The following is a 21,913-nucleotide window of genomic DNA, read 5'->3' as shown; positions in this document are numbered from 1 at the left end:
CCTCCCTCGCCGGGTGCCGCGAGCGGGAGTCGATCGCCAGCTACACGAAAGGCTTCGCTCGCCGCGACACTGACGTACCCACCATTATGCGCTCGAACGAGAAGAGACCGCGTTGATTGCGACGACGGCACAACGTGTCGCGCCTCGCCCACGCCGCGTTCGGGGAGCCGTCAGTCGGGGACGGACTCGCCCGCCCTGCGCAACGTCATGTGCGCGTGCTTGAGCACCGGCGAGTCGACCATCTGTCCCTCGAACGCGAAGACGCCGCGTTCGGACCGCGCCGCGGTCAGCACCCGCCGCGCCCAGTCCAGCCGCTCCTCGCTGGGGCGGTACGCCTCGCGCACCACCGGAATCTGGCTCGGGTGGATGCACACCGTTCCGGCGAAACCCAGCGCGACGGCGTCCTCGGCCTCGGCCCGCAGGCCATCGAGGTCACGGATGTCCAGGTGCACGGCGTCGAGCGCGACCCGACCGAAGGTGGACGCCGTGAGCAGGGCCGTCGACCGCACGTGGTGCGCGACGTCGCGGTAGGTGCCGTCGGCCTTGCGGCTGGAGCTACCGCCGAGCGTGGCGACCAGATCCTCGGCGCCCCACATCAGCGCGACGGTGCCCGGTGCCGCCGCGATTTCGGTGGCGAACACCGCACCGCGCGGCGTCTCCAGCAGCGCGATCACCTCGCGGGGCGCCAGCGCCGTCACCTGCGCGGCCGATTCCGTCTTGGACAGCATCACGGTGGTGTAGGCGGTGCCGGCCAGGGCTTCGAGATCCAGCGGGTATTCCGCGGTGCCGGCGGCGTTGACCCGCACTACGGTGCGCTCGGGATCCAGCGGCGTCTCCTGCAACGCCTTGCGCGCCGCGGGTTTATCCGCTTCGGCCACGCCGTCCTCAAGGTCGAGGATCACCACGTCGGCGGCAGCGGCGGCCTTGGCGAAACGCTCGGGACGGTCGGCCGGGCAGAACAACCAGCCGGGGCCGGCGGCTTGCAGGTTCACTTGACCTCCTGGCCGGCAGGGCGTTTCTGCACCAAGGTGGTGCGCACCGCCCGCGCGACGACCTCGCCGTCCTGGTTGCGTCCGGTGTGCTCGAGGGTGACGATGCCTTCGCCGGGCCGGCTCTTGGATTCCCGCTTGGCCGTGCAGACGGTTTCCGCGTAGAGGGTGTCGCCGTGGAAGACGGGCTTGGGGAAGGACACCTCGGAGAAGCCGAGGTTGGCCACGATGGTGCCAAGCGTCAGCTGCGACACCGACAGCCCCACCAGGGTGGACAGCGTGAACATGGAGTTCACCAGCCGCTCGCCGCGAAAGCCGGGTTGCTCGGCCGCCCAGGCCGCGTCCAGGTGCAGCGACTGGGTGTTCATGGTGAGCGTGGTGAACAAGACGTTGTCGGCCTCGGTGATCGTGCGGCCGGGCCGGTGCAGGTAGGTGGTGCCGATCTCGAACTCGTCAAACCACAAGCCCCGCTGGACAACTGATTTGGCCGGTTCGCTCATGACAGTCCCAGTGATCGCGCGATGAGCATCAGCTGCACTTCGGTAGTCCCTTCACCGATTTCGAGGATCTTGCTGTCGCGGTAGTGGCGGGCGACCGGATATTCGTTCATGAAGCCGTAGCCGCCGTGAATCTGCGTGGCATCGCGGGCGTTGTCCATCGCTGCTTCCGAGGCGATCATCTTCGCGATTGCCGCCTCCTTCTTGAAGGGCTTGCCCGCCAACATCTTTGCAGCAGCATCGTAGTAGGCCGTGCGGGCCACGTGGGCACGCGCCTCCATCCGGGCGATCTTGAAGCTGATCGCCTGGTAGGCGCCGATCGGCTGGCCGAACGCCTGGCGTTCCTTGGCATACTTGACGCTTTCGTCCACGCAGCCCTGCGCCGCCCCGGTTGCCAGCGCGGCGATCGCGATGCGGCCCTCGTCCAGGATCGACAGGAAGCCCGAGTAGCCGGTGCCCCGGGCACCCAGCAGGTTCTCCTGCGGGACGCGGGCGTCGTCAAAGCTCAACGGGTGGGTGTCCGACGCGTTCCAGCCGACCTTGCTGTACACCGGTTCGACCGTGAATCCCGGTGTGCCACTGGGCACGATGATCGAGGAGATTTCTTTCTTGCCGTTCGCATTGGTGCCGGTGACGGCGGTGACGGTGACCAGCGAGGTGATGTCGGTACCCGAGTTGGTGATGAATTGCTTGCTGCCGTTGATCACCCACTCGCCGTTGTCGAGCCGGGCGGTGGTGCGCGTTCCGCCGGCGTCCGAGCCGGCCCCGGGTTCGGTGAGCCCGAAGCCGGCCAGCGCCCGGCCGGCGGTCAGGTCCGGCAGCCACTTCTGCTTCTGCTCTTCGGTGCCGAACCGGTAGATGGGCATCGCGCCCAGGCTGGCGCCGGCCTCCAGGGTGATCGCCACCGACTGGTCGACCTTGCCGAGTTCCTCGAGCGCCAGCGACAGCGCGAAGTAGTCGCCGCCCATGCCGCCGTACTTCTCGGGGAACGGCAATCCGAACAGGCCCATCTCCCCCATCTTGGCGACGACCTCGTACGGGAAGCTGTGCTCCTCATCGTGTTTGGCCGATACCGGAGCGACGACGGTGCGCGCGAACTCCGCGACCGTGTCGCGCAGGTCCTGGTATTCCTTGGGTAGGGTCCCCGCGGTAATGGATGTGGTCATGACGCGTCCTCACTCGAATCGCTTGCCGCGCCGGATTCAGCGGGCACCAGCCGGGCCAGCACCTGGTCCACCGTCACCTGATCGCCGACGGAGACCAGCACCTCCACCTGTCCGGAAACCGGTGCGGCAAGCGAATGTTCCATTTTCATCGCCTCGACGACGACCACCACGTCGCCTTCGGAAACGTCGGTGCCCGAGGATGCCTGAACCGCGATCACGCTGCCGGGCATCGGGCTGACGATCTCGGCCCGCTGCGCGCCCGCGGCGCGATGGATCTTGTTCTCCTCGGCCTCACGCAGGTGCCAGATGCCACGCTCGTCGGCGATCCACAAGTGCCGGTCGGCTTCGGCCCAGTGGTATTCCCGGCGCAGCCCGTCCAGCGTAACGCTCATTCGCGATTGCTCGACTTGCGCTGCGGCGGAATATGTTTCACCGTCACCCACCCGAACACCGGCGGCCTCGGGTGGCCCCCACACCGACACCGTCTCGGTGCGTAGCGGGGTGCGCATGTCGGTGCGAACCGGTGCGGGCCTGCCGCCGACCCGCCAACCCGTCGGCGCCGCCCACGGATTACCCGCGAAGCGGCGAGCCCGCAACGCCAGCGCCGATTGCCGGTAAAGACCCGCCGCCGCGAGCACGTCATCGGGGGCCGGCACCGGAGCGAACTCGGCCAGCCGCTCATCGAGCAGCGCGGTATCAAGGTCACCGGCACGCACGCGTTCGTCGGCCAGCAGAAACCGCAGGAATTCGATGTTGGTCTGCACGCCCAGGATCGCGGTCCGGCTCAATGCCCGGTCGAGTTTCGTCAGCGCCTCGTCGCGGTCGGTCCCGTGGGCGATCACCTTGCTCAGCATCGGGTCGTAGTCACTGCCGACCAGCGTGCCCGCCCGCAGCGAAGAATCCACCCGCACACCGTCACCGGACGGCTCGAAGACCTGCAGCACCCGCCCGCCCGTCGGCAGGAATCCCCGTGCCGGATCTTCGGCATACACCCGGGCCTCGATCGCGTGCCCGCGCAATTCGACGTCGTCCTGGGCGAACGCCAGCTTCTCCCCGGCGGCGACCCGTAGCTGCCACTCGACCAGGTCCAGCCCGGTGACCGCCTCGGTCACCGGGTGCTCGACCTGCAGGCGGGTGTTCATCTCCATGAAGAAGAACTCGTCGGGCCGGGCCGCGGAGACGATGAATTCGACGGTGCCCGCACCGACGTAGTCGACGCTGCGCGCGGTGTTGCAGGCGGCCTCCCCGATGCGCGCCCGGGTCGCCTCGTCAAGCAACGGCGACGGCGCCTCCTCGATCACCTTCTGGTGGCGGCGCTGCAGGCTGCATTCGCGCTCGCCGAGGTGCACGATGTTGCCGTGCGTGTCGGCGAGCACCTGGACCTCGATGTGCCTGGGGCGCAACACGAATCGTTCGAGGAAGAGGGTGTCGTCTCCGAAGGACGAGGCGGCCTCGCGCCGCGCGCCCACCAGCGCCTCGCACAGCCTGCCCGGTTCTTCCACCAGGCGCATGCCCTTACCGCCGCCGCCCGCCGACGGTTTGATCAGCACCGGGTATCCGACCTCGTCCGCGGCCGCGACCAACTCGTCGTCGCTCAGGCCGGATTTGGCGACCCCGGGAACCACCGGGACGTCGAAGGCGGCGACCGCGTTCTTGGCGGTGATCTTGTCGCCCATCACCTGGATCGCCCGGGCCGGCGGCCCTAGGAAGACCACCCCGGCCCGCTCGCAGGCGGCGGCGAAATCGGCGTTCTCCGAGAGGAATCCGTAACCCGGATGGATCGCCTGAGATCCGGTACGGACGGCCGCCTCGACGACCCTGTCGATGTTCAGATAGCTCTCGCGCGCCGCCGCGGGGCCGAGTCGCACCGCCTCGTCGGCCTCGAGCACGTGGCGCGCGCCGTCGTCGGGATCGCTGTATACGGCGACCGAGCGGATGCCCAGTCGGCGCAGGGTGCGGATCACCCGAACCGCGATCTCGCCCCGGTTGGCCACCAAAACGGTTTCGAACACTGCACTCACATCCGGAAGACGCCGTAGGAGACGGGTTCCAGCGGCGCTTGCGCACACACCGAAAGGGCCAGCCCGACAAAGGTTCTGGTATCGGCGGGATCGATAATCCCGTCGTCCCACAGCCGGGCCGTGGAGTAGTAGGGGTTGCCCTGACTCTCGTATTGTTCGCGAATGGGCGCCTTGAACGCCTCTTCCTCGTCGGTCGACCACGGCTTGCCCGCCCCGGCGAGCTGCTCGCCGCGCACGGTGGCCAGCACCGACGCGGCCTGTTCGCCGCCCATCACCGAGATGCGGGCGTTGGGCCACATCCACAGGAAGCGTGGCGAATAGGCCCGGCCGCACATCGAATAGTTGCCCGCCCCATAGGAACCACCGATCACGACGGTCAGCTTGGGCACCCGCGCGCAGGCGACGGCGGTGACCATCTTGGCGCCGTGCTTGGCGATGCCGCCGGCCTCGTAATCGCGACCGACCATGAAGCCGGCGATGTTCTGCAAGAACAGCAGCGGGATCTTGCGCTTGTCGCACAGCTCGATGAAATGCGCGCCCTTCAAGGCGGATTCGCTGAACAGCACGCCGTTGTTGGCCACGATGCCCACCGGGTGGCCGTGGATGTGGGCAAACGCGGTCACCAGGGTCTTGCCGTAATTGGCCTTGAATTCGCTGAATTCGCCGCCGTCGACCAGCCGCACGATGACCTCGTGCACGTCGTAGGGCACGCGCGGGTCGGGCGGCACCACGTCGTAGAGCTCGGTCTGCACGCACCTGGGTGCGACCGGGGATCGCACCTCCCACGGGCTGGACCCGCGCGGGCCGAAGGTGGCCGCGATCGCACGCACGATCCGCAGGGCGTGTTCGTCGTCGTCGGCGAGGTGGTCGGTGACACCGGAAACGCGGGAATGCAGGTCACCACCACCGAGGTCTTCGGCCGACACGATCTCGCCGGTCGCCGCCTTGACCAAGGGTGGACCCCCCAAGAAGATCGTGCCCTGCTCGCGGACGATGACGGCCTCGTCGCTCATCGCGGGCACGTAGGCGCCGCCGGCCGTGCATGAACCGAGCACCGCGGCCACCTGTGGAATCTCCTTGGCGCTCATGGTCGCCTGGTTGTAGAAGATGCGACCGAAATGCTCGCGGTCGGGGAACACCTCGTCCTGCCGTGGCAAGAACGCACCCCCGGAGTCCACCAGGTAGATGCACGGGAGCCGATTCTGCAGCGCCACCTCTTGGGCGCGCAGATGCTTTTTTACCGTCATCGGGTAGTAGGTGCCGCCCTTGACCGTCGCGTCGTTGGCGACGATCACGCACTCCCGCTCCGAGACCCGGCCGATGCCGGTGATGATTCCCGCGCCCGGAGATTCGTCGCCGTACATGCCGTCCGCGGCCAGCGGGGAGAGCTCCAAGAAGGGGCTACCCGGGTCGAGCAGGCGGTCCACCCGTTCGCGAGGCAACAGCTTGCCGCGGCTGACGTGGCGTTCCCGCGCGCGCTCGTTACCGCCCAGCGCCGCCGCGGCCAGCTTGGCGTTCAGCTCGCCGACCAGCCGGCGGTGCTCGTCGGCGAACGACGCCTCGGCCTTCGCGGGCGAGGTCACCACGTTGTCCATCGCCGCAGCAGCCTCCTTGCCGTCGTGCGGTCAGGCAATTCTTGAGTTAATGCTCATTAACTCAAGGGGAGAATACCATCGTCGTCGTTGCCGGTCCAGAAACGATCGCACCAATCGGAAAACGCGAGTTAATCGCGAATAACTCGTGCTACGTTAGGGCCAGTTAACCAACGGAGGTTCGTCATGACAACGTCCGCCTCCGACGGTCAGGCGGGTGCCCCCGACGCTCCAAATCGCCGGAGTCAGTTGAAGTCTGACCGCCGCCTACAACTTCTGTCCGCCGCCGAGCGGTTGTTCGCCGAGCGCGGGTTCCTCGCGGTGCGGCTGGAAGACATCGGCGCCGCGGCCGGCGTCAGCGGTCCGGCGATCTACCGTCACTTCCCGAATAAGGAGTCGCTGCTCGTCGAATTGCTGGTGGGTATCAGCACCAGGCTGCTCGCCGGTGCGCGGCGGGTGCGGGCCGACAACGCCGATGCCACCGCCGTGCTGGACGGGTTGATCGACTTCCATCTGGACTTCGTGTTCGACGAACCCGACCTGATCCGCATCCAGGATCGCGACCTCGCGCATCTGCCCGAGGCGGCCGAAAAGCAGGTGCGCAAATCCCAGCGTCAGTACGTCGAGGTCTGGGTGGGGGTGCTGCGGGAGCTCAATCCCGAGCTGGCCGAGGCCGACGCTCGGCTGGCGGCGCACGCCGTGTTCGGTCTGCTGAATTCGACCCCGCACAGCATGAAGTCCTCGGACGCCTCGCGCAGCAAGACGGTCCGCACGGCGCGGTCGCGCACCGTCATGCGGGCGATGACGGTGGCCGCGCTCGCCGCCGGAAATCGGTGCCCCTGAACATCGCGCCGTAAGGTGACTCAGGGCTTTAACACTTCAGTACAGGTACCCTGCAAGCCATGAGGTGGACATGAACGATTCACGTCCCACCGAGCGGTTTAGCACGTCGCAGCCGGGGCCGCAGCAGCCGAGGTATTCGCCCTCCGCCGATCCCGCGTACGCCGACCAGACGCCGTACGGGCCGAGCTATGGCGGGACGACGTCATCACCGTGGGCGCCCAGTCCGAACGAGGCGAACACGACCAAGCGGCTGCCGGCCTACTGGCAGCAAGACCTGCCCCCGGCGAGCGAGCTGCCGCCCGGCATGGCTCCCCCGCCGCCCGACGCTCCGAAATCGTCGCGGTGGTTGTGGATCGGCGCCGGCGCGGCCGTGTTGCTGGCCGTCGCCTTGGTGATCGCGTTGGTGCTCGCGAACGACGCGATCAAGACCCAGACCGCGGTCCCGCCGTTGCCGGCGATGCCCGAGCCCAGCACGCCGACCACGACGACGTCGCCGCACCGGACCCCGTCGCTCATTCCGGCACCGATACCACCGACCAGCGTTCCCGCCCTGCCCCCCGAGACGACCGGGCCGGCGGCAATGCAGGATGTCGTCTACACCGTCTCGGGCGAGGGCCGCGCGATCAGCATCATGTACATCGACACCGGCGGCCTCATCCAGACCGAATTCAACGTGGCGCTGCCCTGGAGCAAAGAGGTCAGCCTGTCCAAGTCGGCCAATCACCCGGCCAACGTCACCATCGTCAACATCGGCCACAGCGTCACCTGCACGTTGACCGTCGACGGGGTGCAGGTCAGCAAGCGCGTCGGCGGCGGTCTGACGATCTGCGACGCCCGCGGCTAGCCGGCCGCGCCCGCTACGACGGCTCGGCCGCGGGTTGGGCGACCGCGGAGGCGCGCAGCGGGACCCGGACCGCCAGCATCGCCACCAGTCCGGCGACCAGCACCAGCGAAATCCCACCCAGGCCGGCCCGCACGGCGCCGAAGACGTCGACGAACACCGAGAACAGCCAGGGCGCGACGAACGCCACCGCCCGCCCGGTCATGGTGTAGAGGCCGAACGCGACGCCTTCCCGGCCGTGCTTGGCCATGTGCAGCAGCAGGGCGCGCGACGACGACTGCGACGGGCCGATGAACATGCACAGCAGCAGCCCGCACACCCAGAAGGCCACCGGGCCGGACAGCACCATCAGGGTCAGTCCCAGGACGATGATCGCGAGCAGTGAGGCCACGATGACGGGCTTCGACCCGACCCCGTGGTCGACGAACCCGCCCAGCACCGCCCCCACGGCGGCGACCACGCTGGCGGCCACCCCGAAGATCAGCACGTTGGCCTGGGAGATGCCGTACACGTTGACGCCGAGCACCGCCCCGAAAGCGAAGATCGCCGCCAGCCCATCGCGGAAGAGGGCGCTGGCGAACAGGAAGTACACCAGGTTGCGGTCGCGCTTCCACTCCCCGCTGACCTCGGTCCACAACTTTCGATAGCCGCCCAGCATGCTGGTCGGCTGATACTCCTCCGAGGACGCGGTGAGCCGCTGCGCGACGAACAGCAGGGGCAGCGCCAACACCGCGAACCAGATCGCGGCCACCACCATCGCCTCGCGGACGTAAAGCCCGTCCCGCAAGGGAACTCGCAGCAGACCGCGCGTCGCGTCAGGACCGCCGCCGGACCCGGAGATGAACCCGGTGTAGATCACCAGCAGCAGCAGAACGCTTCCGACATAACCTGACGCCCAGCCGAACCCGGATATCCGCCCGGCAGTCTGCGGCGTCGAAAGCTGACGCAGCATGGCGTTGTACGGGACGCTGGCCAAATCGCCGCACGCCGCCGTCGCCCCCAGCAGCACCAGGCCCGCCCACAGGTAGCCGGGACGGTCGCGGATGAAGAACATCGCACCGGTCAGCGTCACCGCTGTGGCGGTCAGCACACTGAGCGCTACCCGCCTGCGGTGCGGGGATTCCACCCACACGCCGACGGCCGGCGCGAGCACGGCGACCGTCAGCCCGGCGATGGCCGCCGCGCGGCCCAACCAGCTCGCCGGGGTGGTGGTACCGGGTATCCCCACCCCAACGCTGCTGGTCAGATAGACGGAGAAGACGAAGGTCGCCACGATCGCGTTGAGGCCGGTCGAACCGCAGTCCCAGAGCGCCCAGGCCAGCACGCGCGATCGCGCGGGCGTGGCGGGATGCGACTCCGGCTGGCTCATGCCCGGCACTCTATAGGCGCCCGCGATCGCCCGCGGGCCGCGTTGCGCCCGCTGTCTACGATTGGCGCATGCCGTTACCCGCCCCAAGCGCCGAGGCGCGCGCCGTTGTCACCGGAGCTTCGCAGAACATCGGTGAGGCACTCGCCACCGAACTCGCCGCACGCGGACACCACCTGATCGTCACCGCACGTCGCGAAGACCTGCTCAAGGACCTGGCCGCCCGGTTGACCGGCAAGTACGGCGTCACCGTCGACGTGCGCCCCGCCGACCTGGCCGACCCGGGCGAACGGGCGAAGCTGTGCGACGAGCTGGCCGCCCGCCCCATCTCGATCCTGTGCGCCAACGCGGGCACCGCGACCTTCGGTCCGGTCGCCACGCTCGATCCGGCCGGCGAGAAGGCGCAACTGCAGCTGAATGTCCTTGGGGTGCATGACCTTACGCTGGCCGTGCTGCCGGGAATGGTCGAGCGGAAGTCCGGCGGCATCCTCATTTCCGGTTCGGCGGCTGGTAATTCGCCGATCCCCTACAACGCCACCTATGCGGCGACCAAGGCGTTCGCGAACACCTTCAGCGAATCGCTGCGCGGTGAGCTGCGCGGGTCCGGCGTCAACGTGACCCTGCTGGCGCCGGGCCCGGTGCGGACCGATCTGCCCGACGACACCGAGGCCTCGATCGTCGAGCGGCTGGTGCCGGACTTTCTGTGGATCTCGACCGAGCACACCGCGCGCGTGTCGCTGGATGCGTTGGCGCGCAACAAGATGCGCGTCGTCCCGGGTCTGACGTCAAAGGCCATGTCGGTGGCCAGCGGGTACGGCCCGCGCGCCATCGTGGCGCCCATCGTGGGCGCGTTCTACAAGAAGCTCGGCGGCGGGTAGTTCCGGCGGCGGCGTAGCGGCGGCGTAGCGGCGGCGGCTCCCTGGGCGTAACGCAGCGGCGATTATCGGCCCGATTTTTCGCCGTGGCGTTACGGGCGCGACGAACGGCCAGCGCTACTTCCGGCGGCGGCGCCCGGTGCCGAAAATGTTTTTCACCACTTCACGTATCGCGGTGTTGATGCCGCTTTTTACCGTCGGGTTCTGCAGCACTTCCTCCCACATCGAGGGACCCTTTGGCCCCGCCGGCTCCGCCGGCTCCGGCATCGGCGGGACCGCCTCATTCGACGGGACCGGCGGATAGTCCGACTGGGTTTGCGGCGCCCGTGACGCGGGTTGCGCCGAGGGGCCGGCCTGTGGCCGCGCCGGTTGGGCAACGGTCTCGCCGTAGGTCGCCTGCAGCGCACTGCTTTTCGCCGCCGACTTGATCGCGTCGTTGCCGATCGAGGCCATCAACGAGCGGGGCACTCGCATGCGGGTCCACGCGACCGGCGTCGGCGCACCCTTCTCGGACAGCACCGTCACCACCGCTTCGCCGATCCCCAGCGACGTCAACGCCGATTCCAGGTCGTAGACATCGGTTTTCGGGTAGGTGCGGACGGTCCTGCTCAGCGCCTTCTGGTCGTCGGGCGTGAACGCGCGCAACGCGTGCTGAATGCGCGCGCCCAACTGGGACAGGATGTCGTTGGGAATGTCGGTGGGCAACTGGGTGCAGAAGAACACCCCGACGCCCTTCGACCGGATCAGCTTCACGGTCTGCTCGACCTGCTCGAGAAAAGCCTTGGACGCGTCGGCGAACAACAGGTGCGCCTCGTCGAAGAAGAAGACCAGCTTCGGCTTGTCCACGTCGCCGACCTCGTCCAACACCGTGAACAGGTCGGCCAGCAGCCACATCAGGAAGGTCGAGAAGATGACCGGGCGCAACGACTGACCGCCGAACTCCAGCAGCGAAATGATGCCGCGGCCCTCCTGAACGCGTAGCAGATCCCGCGGGTCGAGCTTCGGCTCGCCAAAGAACGTGTCGCCGCCCTCGCCCTCGAGGTTCACCAGTGCCCGCAGGATCACCCCGGCCGTCGTGGACGACACTCCGCCAAGGGATTTCAGGTCTTCCTTGCCCGCGTCGCTGGTCAGGTGGGTGATGACATCACGCAGCTGGTTCAGGGTCACCAGGGCGCTGTTGTTCTCCTTGGCCCAGTGGAAGATCAGCCCCAGCGTCGACTCCTGAGTGGCGTTGAGCCCCAGCACCTTTGACAACAGCACGGGGCCGAAGCTGGCCACCGTAGCCCGGATCGGCACACCGACCCCATCGGTGCCCAGCGACAAGAACTCGACCGGAAAACCGGTCGGCTCCCAGTCGTCGCCGGTGTCTTTGGCCCGCGCGGCCGTCTTGTCGTCGCCCTTGCCGGGCTGGGCAAGCCCGGACAGGTCGCCCTTCACATCGGCCATCAGCACGGGAACACCCGCGGCGCTGAGCTGCTCGGCGATCAGTTGCAGCGTCTTGGTCTTGCCGGTGCCGGTGGCGCCGGCCACCAGGCCGTGCCTGTTGATGGTGGCCAGCGGGATACGGATCTGTGCCGTCGGATCGGCCGCCCCGTCGATGACGACCGTGCCCAATTCGAGTGCCTGGCCACCGACGGCGTAGCCCTCGGCGATCCGCGTCGCGGCCGTGGCCGCTGAATCGGTGCTCATCGTGCTGCGCCCCTCTTCCCCGGTGATTCGGCATGCAGTTCGACAACGCTCACCCTACTTCTCCAGTTGAGACGCGGGCGAGGACCGGCGCGGGCGTCACCTGCGCGTAGTGCACTGGGTGGCGACCCGCAGCGCCCGGCTCCGCCGCGCTTGCGATCGCCACTGGTCCGACGGTGGCGACCCGCAGCGCCCGGCTCCGCCGCACTTGCGATCGCCACTAGTCTGAGCGCTGTGCGAGACGAACTGGTGTGGATCGACTGCGAGATGACCGGGCTTGATCTGGGCTCGGACAAGCTGATTGAGATCGCGGCGCTGGTGACCGACGCCGATCTGAACGTTCTCGGCGACGGGGTCGACGTGGTGATCCATGCCGACGACGCCGCGCTCGCGGCGATGGGCGACGTGGTCAGCGAAATGCACTCGCGCTCGGGGCTCACCGACGAAGTGCGGGCATCGACCGTCGACCTGGCGACCGCCGAGGCGATGGTGCTCGACTACATCGGCGAACACGTCAAGCAACCCAAGACGGCGCCGCTGGCCGGAAACTCCATCGCCACCGATCGCGCCTTCATCTTGCGCGACATGCCCGCCCTGGACGCCTACCTGCACTACCGCATGATCGATGTGAGTTCGATCAAAGAGCTCTGCCGCCGCTGGTACCCGCGGATCTACTTCGGTCAGCCGGTAAAAGGCCTGGCCCATCGCGCTTTGGCCGACATCCACGAGTCCATCCGCGAGCTGCAGTTCTACCGCCAGGCCGCGTTCGTCGCGCCGCCGGGCCCGTCTACCAGCGAAATCGAGGCGATCGTCGCCGCCCTCGATGGCGGAAAAGACGCACCGGGACCAAACGATTCGGCCTCCGCGCCGCCGACCGGCTAGTATCGACGTCGCCGCTCGTTGACCGACATCGTGCGCAGGTCGGCTTGCGGCCGTGGTGGGTGTAGTTCAGTTGGTAGAGCGTCAGGTTGTGATCCTGAATGTCGCGGGTTCGAGTCCCGTCACTCACCCCACAGGTCAGGGAGCATCACCGCTCCCTGACCTTTTATGGTGTTACCGACTCGGCGCGATGCCGATGCACCCGTGAGTGGAAGGTAGTGACGAGACAACGCCCCGCCCCGCCCCGACCCCGGCGCCTGCGCCCGGGGGCAGCGGCCGTCGTGGGGGTCGCGCTGTTCCTCGCGGGTTGTGGCGGGTCGAGTCACACCACGACGACGGTGATGTCGACACTGCCACCAGAAACCAAGACGGTGACCAAGACCGTCGCCCCGCCACCCCCGCCGGGGCCCAAGACATCGATCGAGAACAACGGCACCTACATCGTCAACAAGGACATCGCGGCGGGCACCTACCGCAGCGATGGCGCCAAGTCCGGGTGCTATTGGGCGAGGCTGCGCAGCTTCGATACCAACGACATCATCGACAACAACGTCGGCGACGGCCCCCAGGTGGTCCGGATCCTGCCGACCGATACCGCGTTCATGACTCGAAGCTGCGGGAGCTGGCACAAGATCGACTGACCGCTACGTCAGGTGTTGGCGTTGCCCGCCTTCCACTGCGGCCACGGGATGTTCCAGTCGCCCAGCCCCTCGATCCCGGGCAGCGTCGGCCCGACCGTGTGCACCACCTCGACGATGTCACCGCTCTTGCTGTGGTCGTAGAACCACTCGGCGTTGCTGGGACTCACGTTCAGGCAGCCGTGGCTGGTGTTGGTGTGCCCCTGCGCGCCCACCGACCATGGCGCGGAATGGACGAAAACGCCGCTGTAGGACATCTGCGTGGCCCAGTCGACTTCGGTGCGGTATCCGTTGGGCGAATTGACCGGAACCCCGTAGGTCGAGGAGTCCATGATGATGTGCTTGAACCGGGCGCCAATGATGTAGACGCCGTTGGCCGTTGGGGTGCTGTCCTTGCCCATCGACGTCGGCATGGTCTTGACAACATCGCCGTTGACCCGCACGGTCACCGTCTTGGTGGTGTCGTCGGCCGTCGAGATCACCTCGTCACCGATGGTGAAGTGCGTCTTGACGTTGTCCTCGCCGAACATCCCGTCGCCCAGGTCCACCCCGTAGGTGTTGACCGCCACGTCGATGGTGGTCCCTGACTTCCAGAAATGTTCTGGGCGCCAACGCACTTCGCGGTTGTTCAGCCAATAGAACGCGCCCTCGACCGGAGGGTTAGTGGTGATGTTGATGGCCTTCTGGGCCGCCGCCCGGTTGGCGATGTTCTCGTCGAAGCGGATCGCCACCGGCTCACCGATGCCCACCACCTCGCCGTCGGCCGGGCTGACGTAGGGCATGGTCAGGTGGGCGGGTGAACTGGTCTCGAACGACATCTGCTTGCTGGCCGCGCCGCCTAGGCCGGTTGCCTTCACGGTCAACGTGTAACGCCGGTTGTAGCCGAGCTGCTCGGTGGTCGACCACCGCAGGCCGTCGGGACTCAGCTGCCCGCTGATCGACCTGCCGTTCTCGTTGACCATGCTGACCGAGGCGAGCACGCCGTCGGCAACGCTCACCGTGACGGGCGCATCCACCGTCACACCGACGGCGCCGTCGGTCACCGAGGCGGTGAGCTTCGGGACCAGCAGGTCGGCCAGCGGGGTGCCCTTGTCGAAGATGACCTTCGCCGGTGCCGCCGCGTGGTTGCCATCGCAGGCGGCGGTGAGCACAGCAATCGGAACGATGGCAGCCACCAGCCATGATCGGCGTTTCCGCAAATGCGCCATCCAGTGACCTTCCATTCAATTCTCCAGATGGTCACCGCTGACCAGCGAGGTAGCTGCAGGCATTCTAATGGCATCTGCCGACGCTCCCGTGCCAGCTGAGCCGGGGCGTCCGTTCGGTGTCATCGCCGCAATGAAATCGTCATTTCCGGCGCGGCCAACAGCCAGCGGCACCGACTACGCCGGCAAGTTGGACTCTTCGTGCAGTTCGGCGTCGCCCCTGTCGCGGGCGCTGACGGCCTCGACGCGCGCGAGCTTGATGATGGCCGCGATCATCACCAGCGCCGCTGCCGTCAGGGCGATCATGCCGGGTCGACCGGTCTCAAGCGTCTCGCCGAGGACGACGACGCCCAGCACCGCCGCGACGACGGGCTGCGACACCTGCAGCGTGGGCATGGACGCGGTCAGCGGCCCGGCGCGAAACGCCGCCTGGCTCCACACCACGCCGCCCAGGGCGACAAGGATGCAGGCGTAGAGCTCCGGGGCGCGCATCACCGCGGCTGGCCCCTCGCCGAGCCGAGCGACGACCTCCTTGGTGAGCGCCGCAAAGGTGCCCCACAACGCCCCGGACACGAAGGCGAACAACATGGCGGCCACCGCGCCGCCCCGAATGCGGCCGGCCACCACACAGCCGATCAGGAGCGGCCCCAACACGATGGCCACCACCGCCCAGGTGCGAAGCGATGCGCCGCTATGGCCGGCTTGCGGATTGCCGACGACGACCACCACCGTCACCGCGGCGGTCAACAACGCGGCCCACACCCACTCGCCTGCGGTGACGGCCCGGTGCGACAGCCTGGCGTTGAGGGGCAGCGCGAAGAGCACCGAAAACATCAGCAGCGCCTGGACCAGCAGCACCGAACCCTCGCCCAGGGCCGCGACTTGCAACGCAATGCTCGCCGCCAAGAGCAGCGTGCCCCACCACCAGCGTTGGCTGCGAAGCAAATTGGCGAACAATTCGACGGAGCCTACCGCCCGGTCGGTGATCCGCTGGGCCGTGCGTTGCTGCAACACGTCGCCCGTGGCAATGCATAATGCGGAACTCAACGCGAGGAGAGCGGCGATCAGTGTGTGCGACATGAAAATCTCCGTGGGTGTCCGGCGTTTCGGACTTCGCGGTAGTGGAAAACCATTGGTGCGCAATGCATGTTCGCGGGTCAGGTGCGCTCGGCGGCGGCCCTGTCAGTCCACCTTCTGGTCAATGACCGGCCCCCGTTCGGAGCGTCGCGGGCCCAGCGGCCCCGCCCCACCGCGACCTCGCCCTCTTCACCGGTTGCGGACCGTTCCCGCAGCCACACCATCGGCCGCGGAGCCCACCAGGTCCAGCGGCCCAGCAGGTGAATGAAGGCCGGTACCAAGACCATTCGGACCAGGGTGGCATCGACGAGGACGCCGAGCGTGAGGCCCAGGCCCAGCATGCGCATGAACGACACGTGCGCGGGGATCAAGGCGGCGAACGAGATCGACATGACCACAGCGGCGGTGGTGACCACCCGGCCGATCCCGGCGATACCCAGCGCCGTGCTCTCGTCGGTGGCGGCGCGCGCCTCGGCGGCCGTCGGCGGCGTCTCCCGGATGGCCTGCGAGGCCAGCCAGTATTCGTGGATGCGCGAAACCAGGAACACCTCGTAATCCATGGCCAGCCCAAAGGCGATGCAGAACAACAACACCGGGATGTTGGCGTTCAACGTCCCGTTGGGTGTGGTGCCCAGCGCGCCCAGGTGGCCGTCCTGGAAGATCCACACCATCGCGCCGAACGCCGCGGTCAGTGACAGCACGTTGCACACCAGCGCCTGCAGCGGCAGCACCGCGCTGCCGGTCAGCAGGAAGAGTAGGGCAAAGGTGATCAGGGCAATCAGCCCGAACACCAGCGGCAGTCGCTTGGTGATGGCGTCGACACTGTCGCGGTTGATCTGCGCCAGACCGGTCACCAGCACCGAGTGGCCGGCCGGCCCAGCGACCTGATGCAGTCGGTCGAGTTGCGTGTTCGAAGCCTTCGAATACAGCGGCGCAGTGCTCGACACCGTCAGAAACGCTGCGCCGTTGGCCATGCCGGTGGCCTCGGCGGGCGGCGCCACCCGTTTCCCGCCCACGAACGTGCCGGCCGGCGCGCTGACCGCGGAGACGTCGGCCACCCGGGACAGCTCGGCGGCGTAGCGCTCCAGGTCGGCGGGGGTCATGCCGCGAACGTCGGGGACGACGACGGAGACCCCGGTGCCTAGCCCGTTAGCGAAATCGTTGTCCAACATGTCGGCAACCTGGCGCGCAGACGCCCCTTTGGGCAGCACCCGTTCGTCAGGGAAACCCCACTTCACCCCGAGGAACGGCGCACCGAGCAACAGCAGCAACACCACGACACTCAGACCGACCGACATGGCGTGGCGCAACACGTAGCGCGTCGACCGGTACCAGAACTGTGTCTCGAGCGGCTGGTGCGCGTGATCGCGGAACGGCCGCTGCCCGTGCAGCACGCGATGCATCACCCGACGGGCGTTCAGCGAGTCCAACCGCGGCCCCAGCAGCACGATCGCGGCCGGCGTCACCACGACAGCGGCGAGTGCCACGATGATCGCCGTGACCACGATCGTGTAGGCCGACGACTTGAGGAAGTACATCGGGAACAGCGCCATCACCGCCATTGACAGCCCGACGGTGGTGGCCGAGAACAGAACGGTTCGGCCGGCGGTGGCCATGGTCCGAAACAACGCCTGATCCCGGTCCTCGGTTCGGGCCAGCTCCTCGCGATAGCGAGTGATGATCAACAGGTTGTAGTCGATCGCCAGGGCCAGACCCATCGCAATGCTCAGGTCCAGCGCATACGTCGACACGTCGGTGACGTAGGTGATCAGTCGCAGCACCGACATGGTGCCGACGATGGCCAATGCGCCCAACACGATCGGCAGCGTCGCCGCCACCACACCGCCAAGCACCCACACCAGCACCGCGAAGCTCAACGGAATCGCGATCGACTCCATCAGCATCAGGTCGCGCTGGTTCTGCTGATTGATCTGGGCGTACGCCACGGCCATCCCACCGGCGCGAACGGTGACGCCGTCCCGGTCGTGGACCACCTCACGCATGAGCGCGCTGGCGTACTCCTGGGCCTTGTTCTCCCCGCCTCTCAAGTCGGCCACGATCATCCCGGACTTGTTGTCCTTGCTGACCAGCTGGGCCGCGGTCTGGGGCGGCGAGGTCCACGCCGAAGAAACGTCGATGACCCAAGGCGATCGTTTCAGGTGGTCGACGATGTCGGTGGCCACCTGGCGCGCTTTGTCGCTGCGGGCGCCCGCGGGCGCGGTCAGCGCGATCAGCATCTTCTGCTCGGTTTGACCGAACTTGTCCCTGAGCAGTTCGGTCGCCCGCGCCGATTCCGAGGTCGGGTCCTGGAATCCGCCGGCCGACAGCCTGTTTACCACCGGAATCCCGAAGATCCCGCAGACCACCAGGACGAAAACGGCGGCCGCGATGATGCGTCTGGGCGCCGCGATGGCAAGTCGAGCGATTCCTCGCAGCACTGGCGTCCTTTCTTTTCCGGCGCCTCCGGCCTAGCTCTATACCCATACAGGGACCGTTTGACGCCCCCTCGGCACTCATTTCCGCCGATGCGTCGGAGACGCACGCGTGGCTTATGTAACAGTAAGACGGCCGCGTTAGCGCAATTGATTCCGTCACACCGGTGATCCGCCTTACACCCCTGCTCCTACTATGACGGCTTGTGGGCGGCGTCACCAACGTCGTTGCGACGTTTCACCACCCGGGACTCGGGTACCGAAGAAGGGCGGCATTCCAGTAAACGAGCTTTGTTGGATTCGGAGTGCACATCACGAATTCAGCTGGGCCAGTAGCGAATTGGATGAGCGATGAATGCAACAAAGGACGCCATCAGGATCAAGCATCCGACCGAGAAGGACTGGCAGGCCGTCTACGAGAACCAGGCGCGCGCATATGGGATTGCCGTGGACCCGCACGACGTCGCCGCCTGGACGCGGCGGGTCAACCTGCAAGACATCCTGATCGCCGAAGACATGTCCGATCCGGAAGAGCCGCACCTGGTCGGAACTTCCCTTTACTACCCACTGCGGCTCACCGTGCCAGGGGGCGCCAGTCTCGACGCCGCCTGGTTGTCGATGATCGCAGTCGCGGCGACGCATCAGGGACAAGGAATCTGGCAACAGCTCAGCATCCAGGGCTTCGCAATATTGCAGGAGCGTGGTTATCCCATTCTTTGCGGCGTTCCCACCCAGCCAACGGTTTACGAAATCCTTGGGGCCGGGGTGGCCAGCTATGCCAGGACCTACGACATCGAGCCGCGTTTCACCCAGCTGCGCAACAAGCCCGACCGAAATCGGGCTCGTGAGGTCGACGCTGCCCAGGCGGCAAGCCTGCTGCCCCCGCTCTACGAGCGGTGGCGCGCCATAACTCCGGGTGCGCTGAGCCGAGATGATGCGTGGTGGGACGACATCCTCGAAGACAGGATCACCCAGCGGGACAACGGATCGACGCTCAATTTCATCGTTCATCCGGACGGTTTTGTGACCTACCGCGTCGTGGGAGCGTCGCCGCACGCCTATCGGCGGCCATTCGGCAGCGTGATCGTCCAAGACTTCTGCGCGGTCACGAACGAAGCCCACGACGAACTGCTGGCGACTCTGGTGGGCTCCAAAACGTTCGACAACATCGTGATGGAGGTCCCGGTCGATGACCCGCTCCCACTCAAACTCAAAGACCAGCTCGCCGCGAAAACGATAGGCATGAGCGATTTCCTGTGGCTGCGAATCATGAACGTGCCCGCCGCGCTCGGCGCCCGCGGGTATTCATCCGACGCCGACATCGTCCTGGACATCACGGACCCGCTCAGCGTCGCTGGTGGACGATTCCGGCTGCAGACACGCGATGGTGTCGGCGAGTGCACACCACACGACGGGCCCGCGGACGTCCAGATAAGCCTCGGTGATCTGGGAACCATCTACATGGGGGCTCACCGCCCGTCGGAACTTCACCGGGCGAACCGCATCACGGAACTGCAGCCGGGCACGCTGCGCACCCTGGACGCCATGTTCGCCACCGACCGGGTGCCTTATTGCGGCACGCTCTTCTGATAACCGTCCAGCTCGCCAATCAGGTTGCGGCGAAAACTATTCGAAGACATTACGGGTGGCGCGTCTAGCCGCGGTGACGCCGACCCCGGTCGAGCGGGTAATGCTCGAGACGCGCCGGACCGCTCCGAACCATGCGGATCACCCGCGGCCGAGCGGCTATCCTGGGAACCGGTCGGGATTTCACTGGACGGCACGACGCCTGTTATTGTCGCCTACGCGGTCTCGGCCGTTTAGAAGCGCCGTTAGCTCAGTTGGTAGAGCAGCTGACTCTTAATCAGCGGGTCCGGGGTTCGAAACCCTGACGGCGCACCAGCTCACCGAGTAGTTCAATATTTGGTGGCTTCTCCACTTCAATGGGGGGTTCACCCGATGGGTAGCGATCTCCGAGCAATCTCTTTCCCGACGATCGCGCGGGTCCTACCATCCCTGCGGTGGGGTTTTTCAGAGGGCACTTGTGAAAACTGACCTGAAGTGGGTCGAGCCCTTCGAGGGCCACTATCACGCCAACATCGACGACCGCAGCGAATACCGGGTGCACGTGGTCTCGACGGGCGGCTTCCGCGCCGAACGGGTGGACGACGGCTTCGTGCACCACGACCTGGGCCGGGCCGGCACCGCCGCCGAGGCGCAGGCGATCTGTCAGGACCTGCACACCAGGGCCCTGCGCCGCGCCGCATGGGAGGCCTACATGGCCGAGCACGACCCGCCGGGCTGGGAGTGACCCCCTCACCGGTTGACCGGAATTTTGCCGCCGTATCCCACCGCGACAGCCCCTCCTGCAGGTAATTTCTTGCTGGCACCGATCGGCGCCAGAAGCGCCGATAGGCCCCTTGGGACGAGCTGCGTCGAAGGAGCTGCAATGGGGTTCATCCGGCCCAACCTGCCCGTCGTCGACATGGCCGAGTGGACCAGCCGCTCCCGCGCCGAACGGATCGTGCCGATGGCGCGCCACATCGCCGAGCACGGCTTCGGCACCCCGCTGGTGATGCACGTGACGTACGGCGTGAAGATCGCGCTCTACATCCTCGGCGGTTGGCTCTTCGCGTGGTCGACCTCCGGCATCGGCGGCTTCAGCCACGTCGGCGAATGGTGGTCGGAGCCGATCGTGTTCCAGAAGGCCGTCCTGTTCACGATGCTGTTCGAGGTCGTCGGCCTCGGTTGCTGCTTCGGGCCCTTGGCGGGGCGCTACTTCCCTCCGATGGGGTCGATCCTGTACTGGCTGCGGCCCGGCACCATCCGGTTGCCGCCGTGGCCCAATCGGGTGCCGTTGACCAAGGGCAGCAACCGAACCCCGTTCGACGCGTTGCTCTACGGCGTCCTGCTGGTGCTGCTCCTGACCGCGCTGGTGTCCGACGGCGCCGGACCGATTCCCGCGCTGGACACCACGATCGGAGTGCTGCCGTGGTGGCGCACCGTCGCGATTCTGGCGGTCCTGGCCGTGCTCAGCTTGCGCGACAAGGTGATCTTCCTGGCCGCGCGCGGCGAGGTGTATGCGCCGCTGGCGCTGACGTTCCTGTTCGCCGGGGCGGACATCATCGTCGGCGCCAAGGTCGTCTTCATGGTGATTTGGCTGGGTGCGGCGACCTCCAAACTCAACAGGCACTTTCCGTTCGTGATCTCGACCATGCTGGCGAACAATCCGTTCATCCCCTCGGGGCCGCTCAAGCGGTCGATGTTCAGACACCACCCGGACGACCTGCGGCCCAGCGCGCTGGCGGGATTCATCGCGCACTTCTCGACCGCAGTCGAGGGTCTGGTACCGCTGGTGCTGCTGTTCTCACACGGCGGCTGGCCGACGGCCATCGCGGCGTTCGTGATGATCGTGTTCCACCTCAACATCCTGCTGGCCTTCCCGATGGGCGTGCCGCTGGAGTGGAACGTCTTCATGATCTTCGGGGTGCTATGGCTGTTCGTCGCGCACGCGCGCCTGGGCCTGTCCGACATCGCCCACCCGTTGCCGATCGCCGCCCTGTTCGCCGTCATGGCCGGCACGGTCGTCGTCGGGAATCTCTATCCGCGCAAGGTCTCGTTTCTGCCCGGCATGCGCTACTACGCCGGCAACTGGGACACCACCCTGTGGTGCGTGCGGCCGTCGGCCGACGAAAAGTTCCGCGTCGGCTCCCGCGCCCTGGGCCCGATGCAGCACCAGCAGCTCGAGCGGTTGTACGGCAGCAAAGAGGAAACCCTGATCCCGCTGCACCTGGCCTTGGCGTTCC

18 protein-coding genes and 2 tRNA genes are annotated in these 21,913 nt (G+C 67.0%); 10 read left to right on the top strand and 10 right to left on the bottom strand.

The annotated features are described in order from the left end of the window. Nucleotides 1–170 precede the first annotated feature (170 nt). From A5646_RS19935 to A5646_RS19915, 5 genes are read right to left on the bottom strand one after another with little or no spacing between them, the layout of a single operon-like run. Nucleotides 171–992, bottom strand: a complete 822-nt coding sequence (locus tag A5646_RS19935; RefSeq protein ID WP_066878363.1) for a CoA ester lyase — start codon at nucleotides 990–992, stop codon at nucleotides 171–173. Continuing rightward, nucleotides 989–1,489 (bottom strand): MaoC family dehydratase, encoded by a 501-nt coding sequence (locus tag A5646_RS19930; protein WP_066860317.1) that lies wholly within the window; start codon nucleotides 1,487–1,489, stop codon nucleotides 989–991. The genes A5646_RS19935 and A5646_RS19930 overlap by 4 nt, the downstream gene beginning before the upstream one ends. Continuing rightward, entirely contained in the window at nucleotides 1,486–2,652 is a 1,167-nt protein-coding gene (locus A5646_RS19925; RefSeq protein ID WP_066878362.1) for an acyl-CoA dehydrogenase family protein, read from the bottom strand. The genes A5646_RS19930 and A5646_RS19925 overlap by 4 nt, the downstream gene beginning before the upstream one ends. Next, on the bottom strand, nucleotides 2,649–4,664 hold the full coding sequence (locus A5646_RS19920; protein WP_066878360.1) for an acetyl/propionyl/methylcrotonyl-CoA carboxylase subunit alpha: 2,016 nt from the start codon (nucleotides 4,662–4,664) through the stop codon (nucleotides 2,649–2,651). The genes A5646_RS19925 and A5646_RS19920 overlap by 4 nt, the downstream gene beginning before the upstream one ends. 5 nt (nucleotides 4,665–4,669) lie before the next feature. After that, nucleotides 4,670–6,256, bottom strand: a complete 1,587-nt coding sequence (locus A5646_RS19915; protein ID WP_067023761.1) for a carboxyl transferase domain-containing protein — start codon at nucleotides 6,254–6,256, stop codon at nucleotides 4,670–4,672. A gap of 195 nt (nucleotides 6,257–6,451) precedes the next feature. Between A5646_RS19915 and A5646_RS19910 the strand changes: the two genes are divergently transcribed. Then, on the top strand, nucleotides 6,452–7,108 hold the full coding sequence (locus tag A5646_RS19910; RefSeq protein WP_082984792.1) for a TetR/AcrR family transcriptional regulator: 657 nt from the start codon (nucleotides 6,452–6,454) through the stop codon (nucleotides 7,106–7,108). A 64-nt stretch (nucleotides 7,109–7,172) separates the two neighbouring features. After that, complete coding sequence (locus A5646_RS19905; RefSeq protein WP_082972523.1) at nucleotides 7,173–7,952, top strand: MmpS family transport accessory protein; 780 nt, start codon at nucleotides 7,173–7,175, stop codon at nucleotides 7,950–7,952. A gap of 13 nt (nucleotides 7,953–7,965) precedes the next feature. Here the strand turns inward: A5646_RS19905 and A5646_RS19900 are convergent, their stop codons facing one another. After that, nucleotides 7,966–9,318 carry an MFS transporter gene (locus tag A5646_RS19900; protein WP_066878356.1) on the bottom strand — a complete coding sequence of 451 codons (1,353 nt, stop codon included), beginning with the start codon at nucleotides 9,316–9,318 and terminating at the stop codon, nucleotides 7,966–7,968. Between the two features lie 68 nt (nucleotides 9,319–9,386). Between A5646_RS19900 and cmrA the strand changes: the two genes are divergently transcribed. Next, nucleotides 9,387–10,193, top strand: coding sequence for a mycolate reductase (cmrA, locus tag A5646_RS19895; protein WP_066860333.1), 807 nt, complete (start codon nucleotides 9,387–9,389; stop codon nucleotides 10,191–10,193). A gap of 114 nt (nucleotides 10,194–10,307) precedes the next feature. On the opposite strand, the gene A5646_RS19890 is transcribed toward cmrA, so the two are convergent. Beyond that, nucleotides 10,308–11,879 (bottom strand): helicase HerA-like domain-containing protein, encoded by a 1,572-nt coding sequence (locus A5646_RS19890; protein WP_067023728.1) that lies wholly within the window; start codon nucleotides 11,877–11,879, stop codon nucleotides 10,308–10,310. A gap of 231 nt (nucleotides 11,880–12,110) precedes the next feature. Between A5646_RS19890 and orn the strand changes: the two genes are divergently transcribed. The 3 genes from orn to A5646_RS19875 all read left to right on the top strand — a co-directional run bounded on the left by orn (nucleotide 12,111) and on the right by A5646_RS19875 (nucleotide 13,396). Further along, nucleotides 12,111–12,758, top strand: coding sequence for an oligoribonuclease (orn, locus tag A5646_RS19885; protein WP_067023725.1), 648 nt, complete (start codon nucleotides 12,111–12,113; stop codon nucleotides 12,756–12,758). A gap of 55 nt (nucleotides 12,759–12,813) precedes the next feature. After that, nucleotides 12,814–12,889: transfer RNA gene (locus A5646_RS19880), tRNA-His, on the top strand. A gap of 84 nt (nucleotides 12,890–12,973) precedes the next feature. Then, on the top strand, nucleotides 12,974–13,396 hold the full coding sequence (locus tag A5646_RS19875) for a hypothetical protein (RefSeq protein ID WP_369806973.1): 423 nt from the start codon (nucleotides 12,974–12,976) through the stop codon (nucleotides 13,394–13,396). An 8-nt stretch (nucleotides 13,397–13,404) separates the two neighbouring features. On the opposite strand, the gene A5646_RS19870 is transcribed toward A5646_RS19875, so the two are convergent. The 3 genes from A5646_RS19870 to A5646_RS19860 form a co-directional block, all read right to left on the bottom strand. Beyond that, a complete protein-coding gene (locus tag A5646_RS19870) occupies nucleotides 13,405–14,616 on the bottom strand; it encodes an Ig-like domain-containing protein (protein ID WP_066860342.1) in 1,212 nt (403 codons plus the stop codon). A gap of 159 nt (nucleotides 14,617–14,775) precedes the next feature. Beyond that, entirely contained in the window at nucleotides 14,776–15,678 is a 903-nt protein-coding gene (locus A5646_RS19865; RefSeq protein ID WP_066860346.1) for a DMT family transporter, read from the bottom strand. A gap of 77 nt (nucleotides 15,679–15,755) precedes the next feature. After that, nucleotides 15,756–18,113 (bottom strand): MMPL family transporter, encoded by a 2,358-nt coding sequence (locus A5646_RS19860; RefSeq protein WP_066878352.1) that lies wholly within the window; start codon nucleotides 18,111–18,113, stop codon nucleotides 15,756–15,758. 345 nt (nucleotides 18,114–18,458) lie between these two features. On the opposite strand from A5646_RS19860, the gene A5646_RS19855 reads away from it, so the two are divergent. The 4 genes from A5646_RS19855 to A5646_RS19840 form a co-directional block, all read left to right on the top strand. Then, the gene (locus A5646_RS19855; RefSeq protein WP_066878350.1) at nucleotides 18,459–19,697 is read left to right on the top strand and encodes a GNAT family N-acetyltransferase; all 1,239 of its coding nucleotides are present in this window, start codon (nucleotides 18,459–18,461) and stop codon (nucleotides 19,695–19,697) included. A 236-nt stretch (nucleotides 19,698–19,933) separates the two neighbouring features. Further along, nucleotides 19,934–20,009, top strand: a tRNA-Lys gene (locus tag A5646_RS19850). A gap of 142 nt (nucleotides 20,010–20,151) precedes the next feature. Continuing rightward, on the top strand, nucleotides 20,152–20,418 hold the full coding sequence (locus A5646_RS19845) for a hypothetical protein (RefSeq protein ID WP_066860358.1): 267 nt from the start codon (nucleotides 20,152–20,154) through the stop codon (nucleotides 20,416–20,418). A gap of 138 nt (nucleotides 20,419–20,556) precedes the next feature. Next, nucleotides 20,557–21,913 (top strand): DUF3556 domain-containing protein (locus tag A5646_RS19840; protein ID WP_066882343.1); only part of this gene is annotated, 1,357 nt, incomplete at its 3' end.

The sequence above is a fragment of the Mycobacterium sp. 1245499.0 genome (assembly GCF_001673615.1).
Classification (GTDB): domain Bacteria; phylum Actinomycetota; class Actinomycetes; order Mycobacteriales; family Mycobacteriaceae; genus Mycobacterium; species Mycobacterium europaeum_A.
This window is presented reverse-complemented; position numbering and strand designations above follow the sequence as displayed.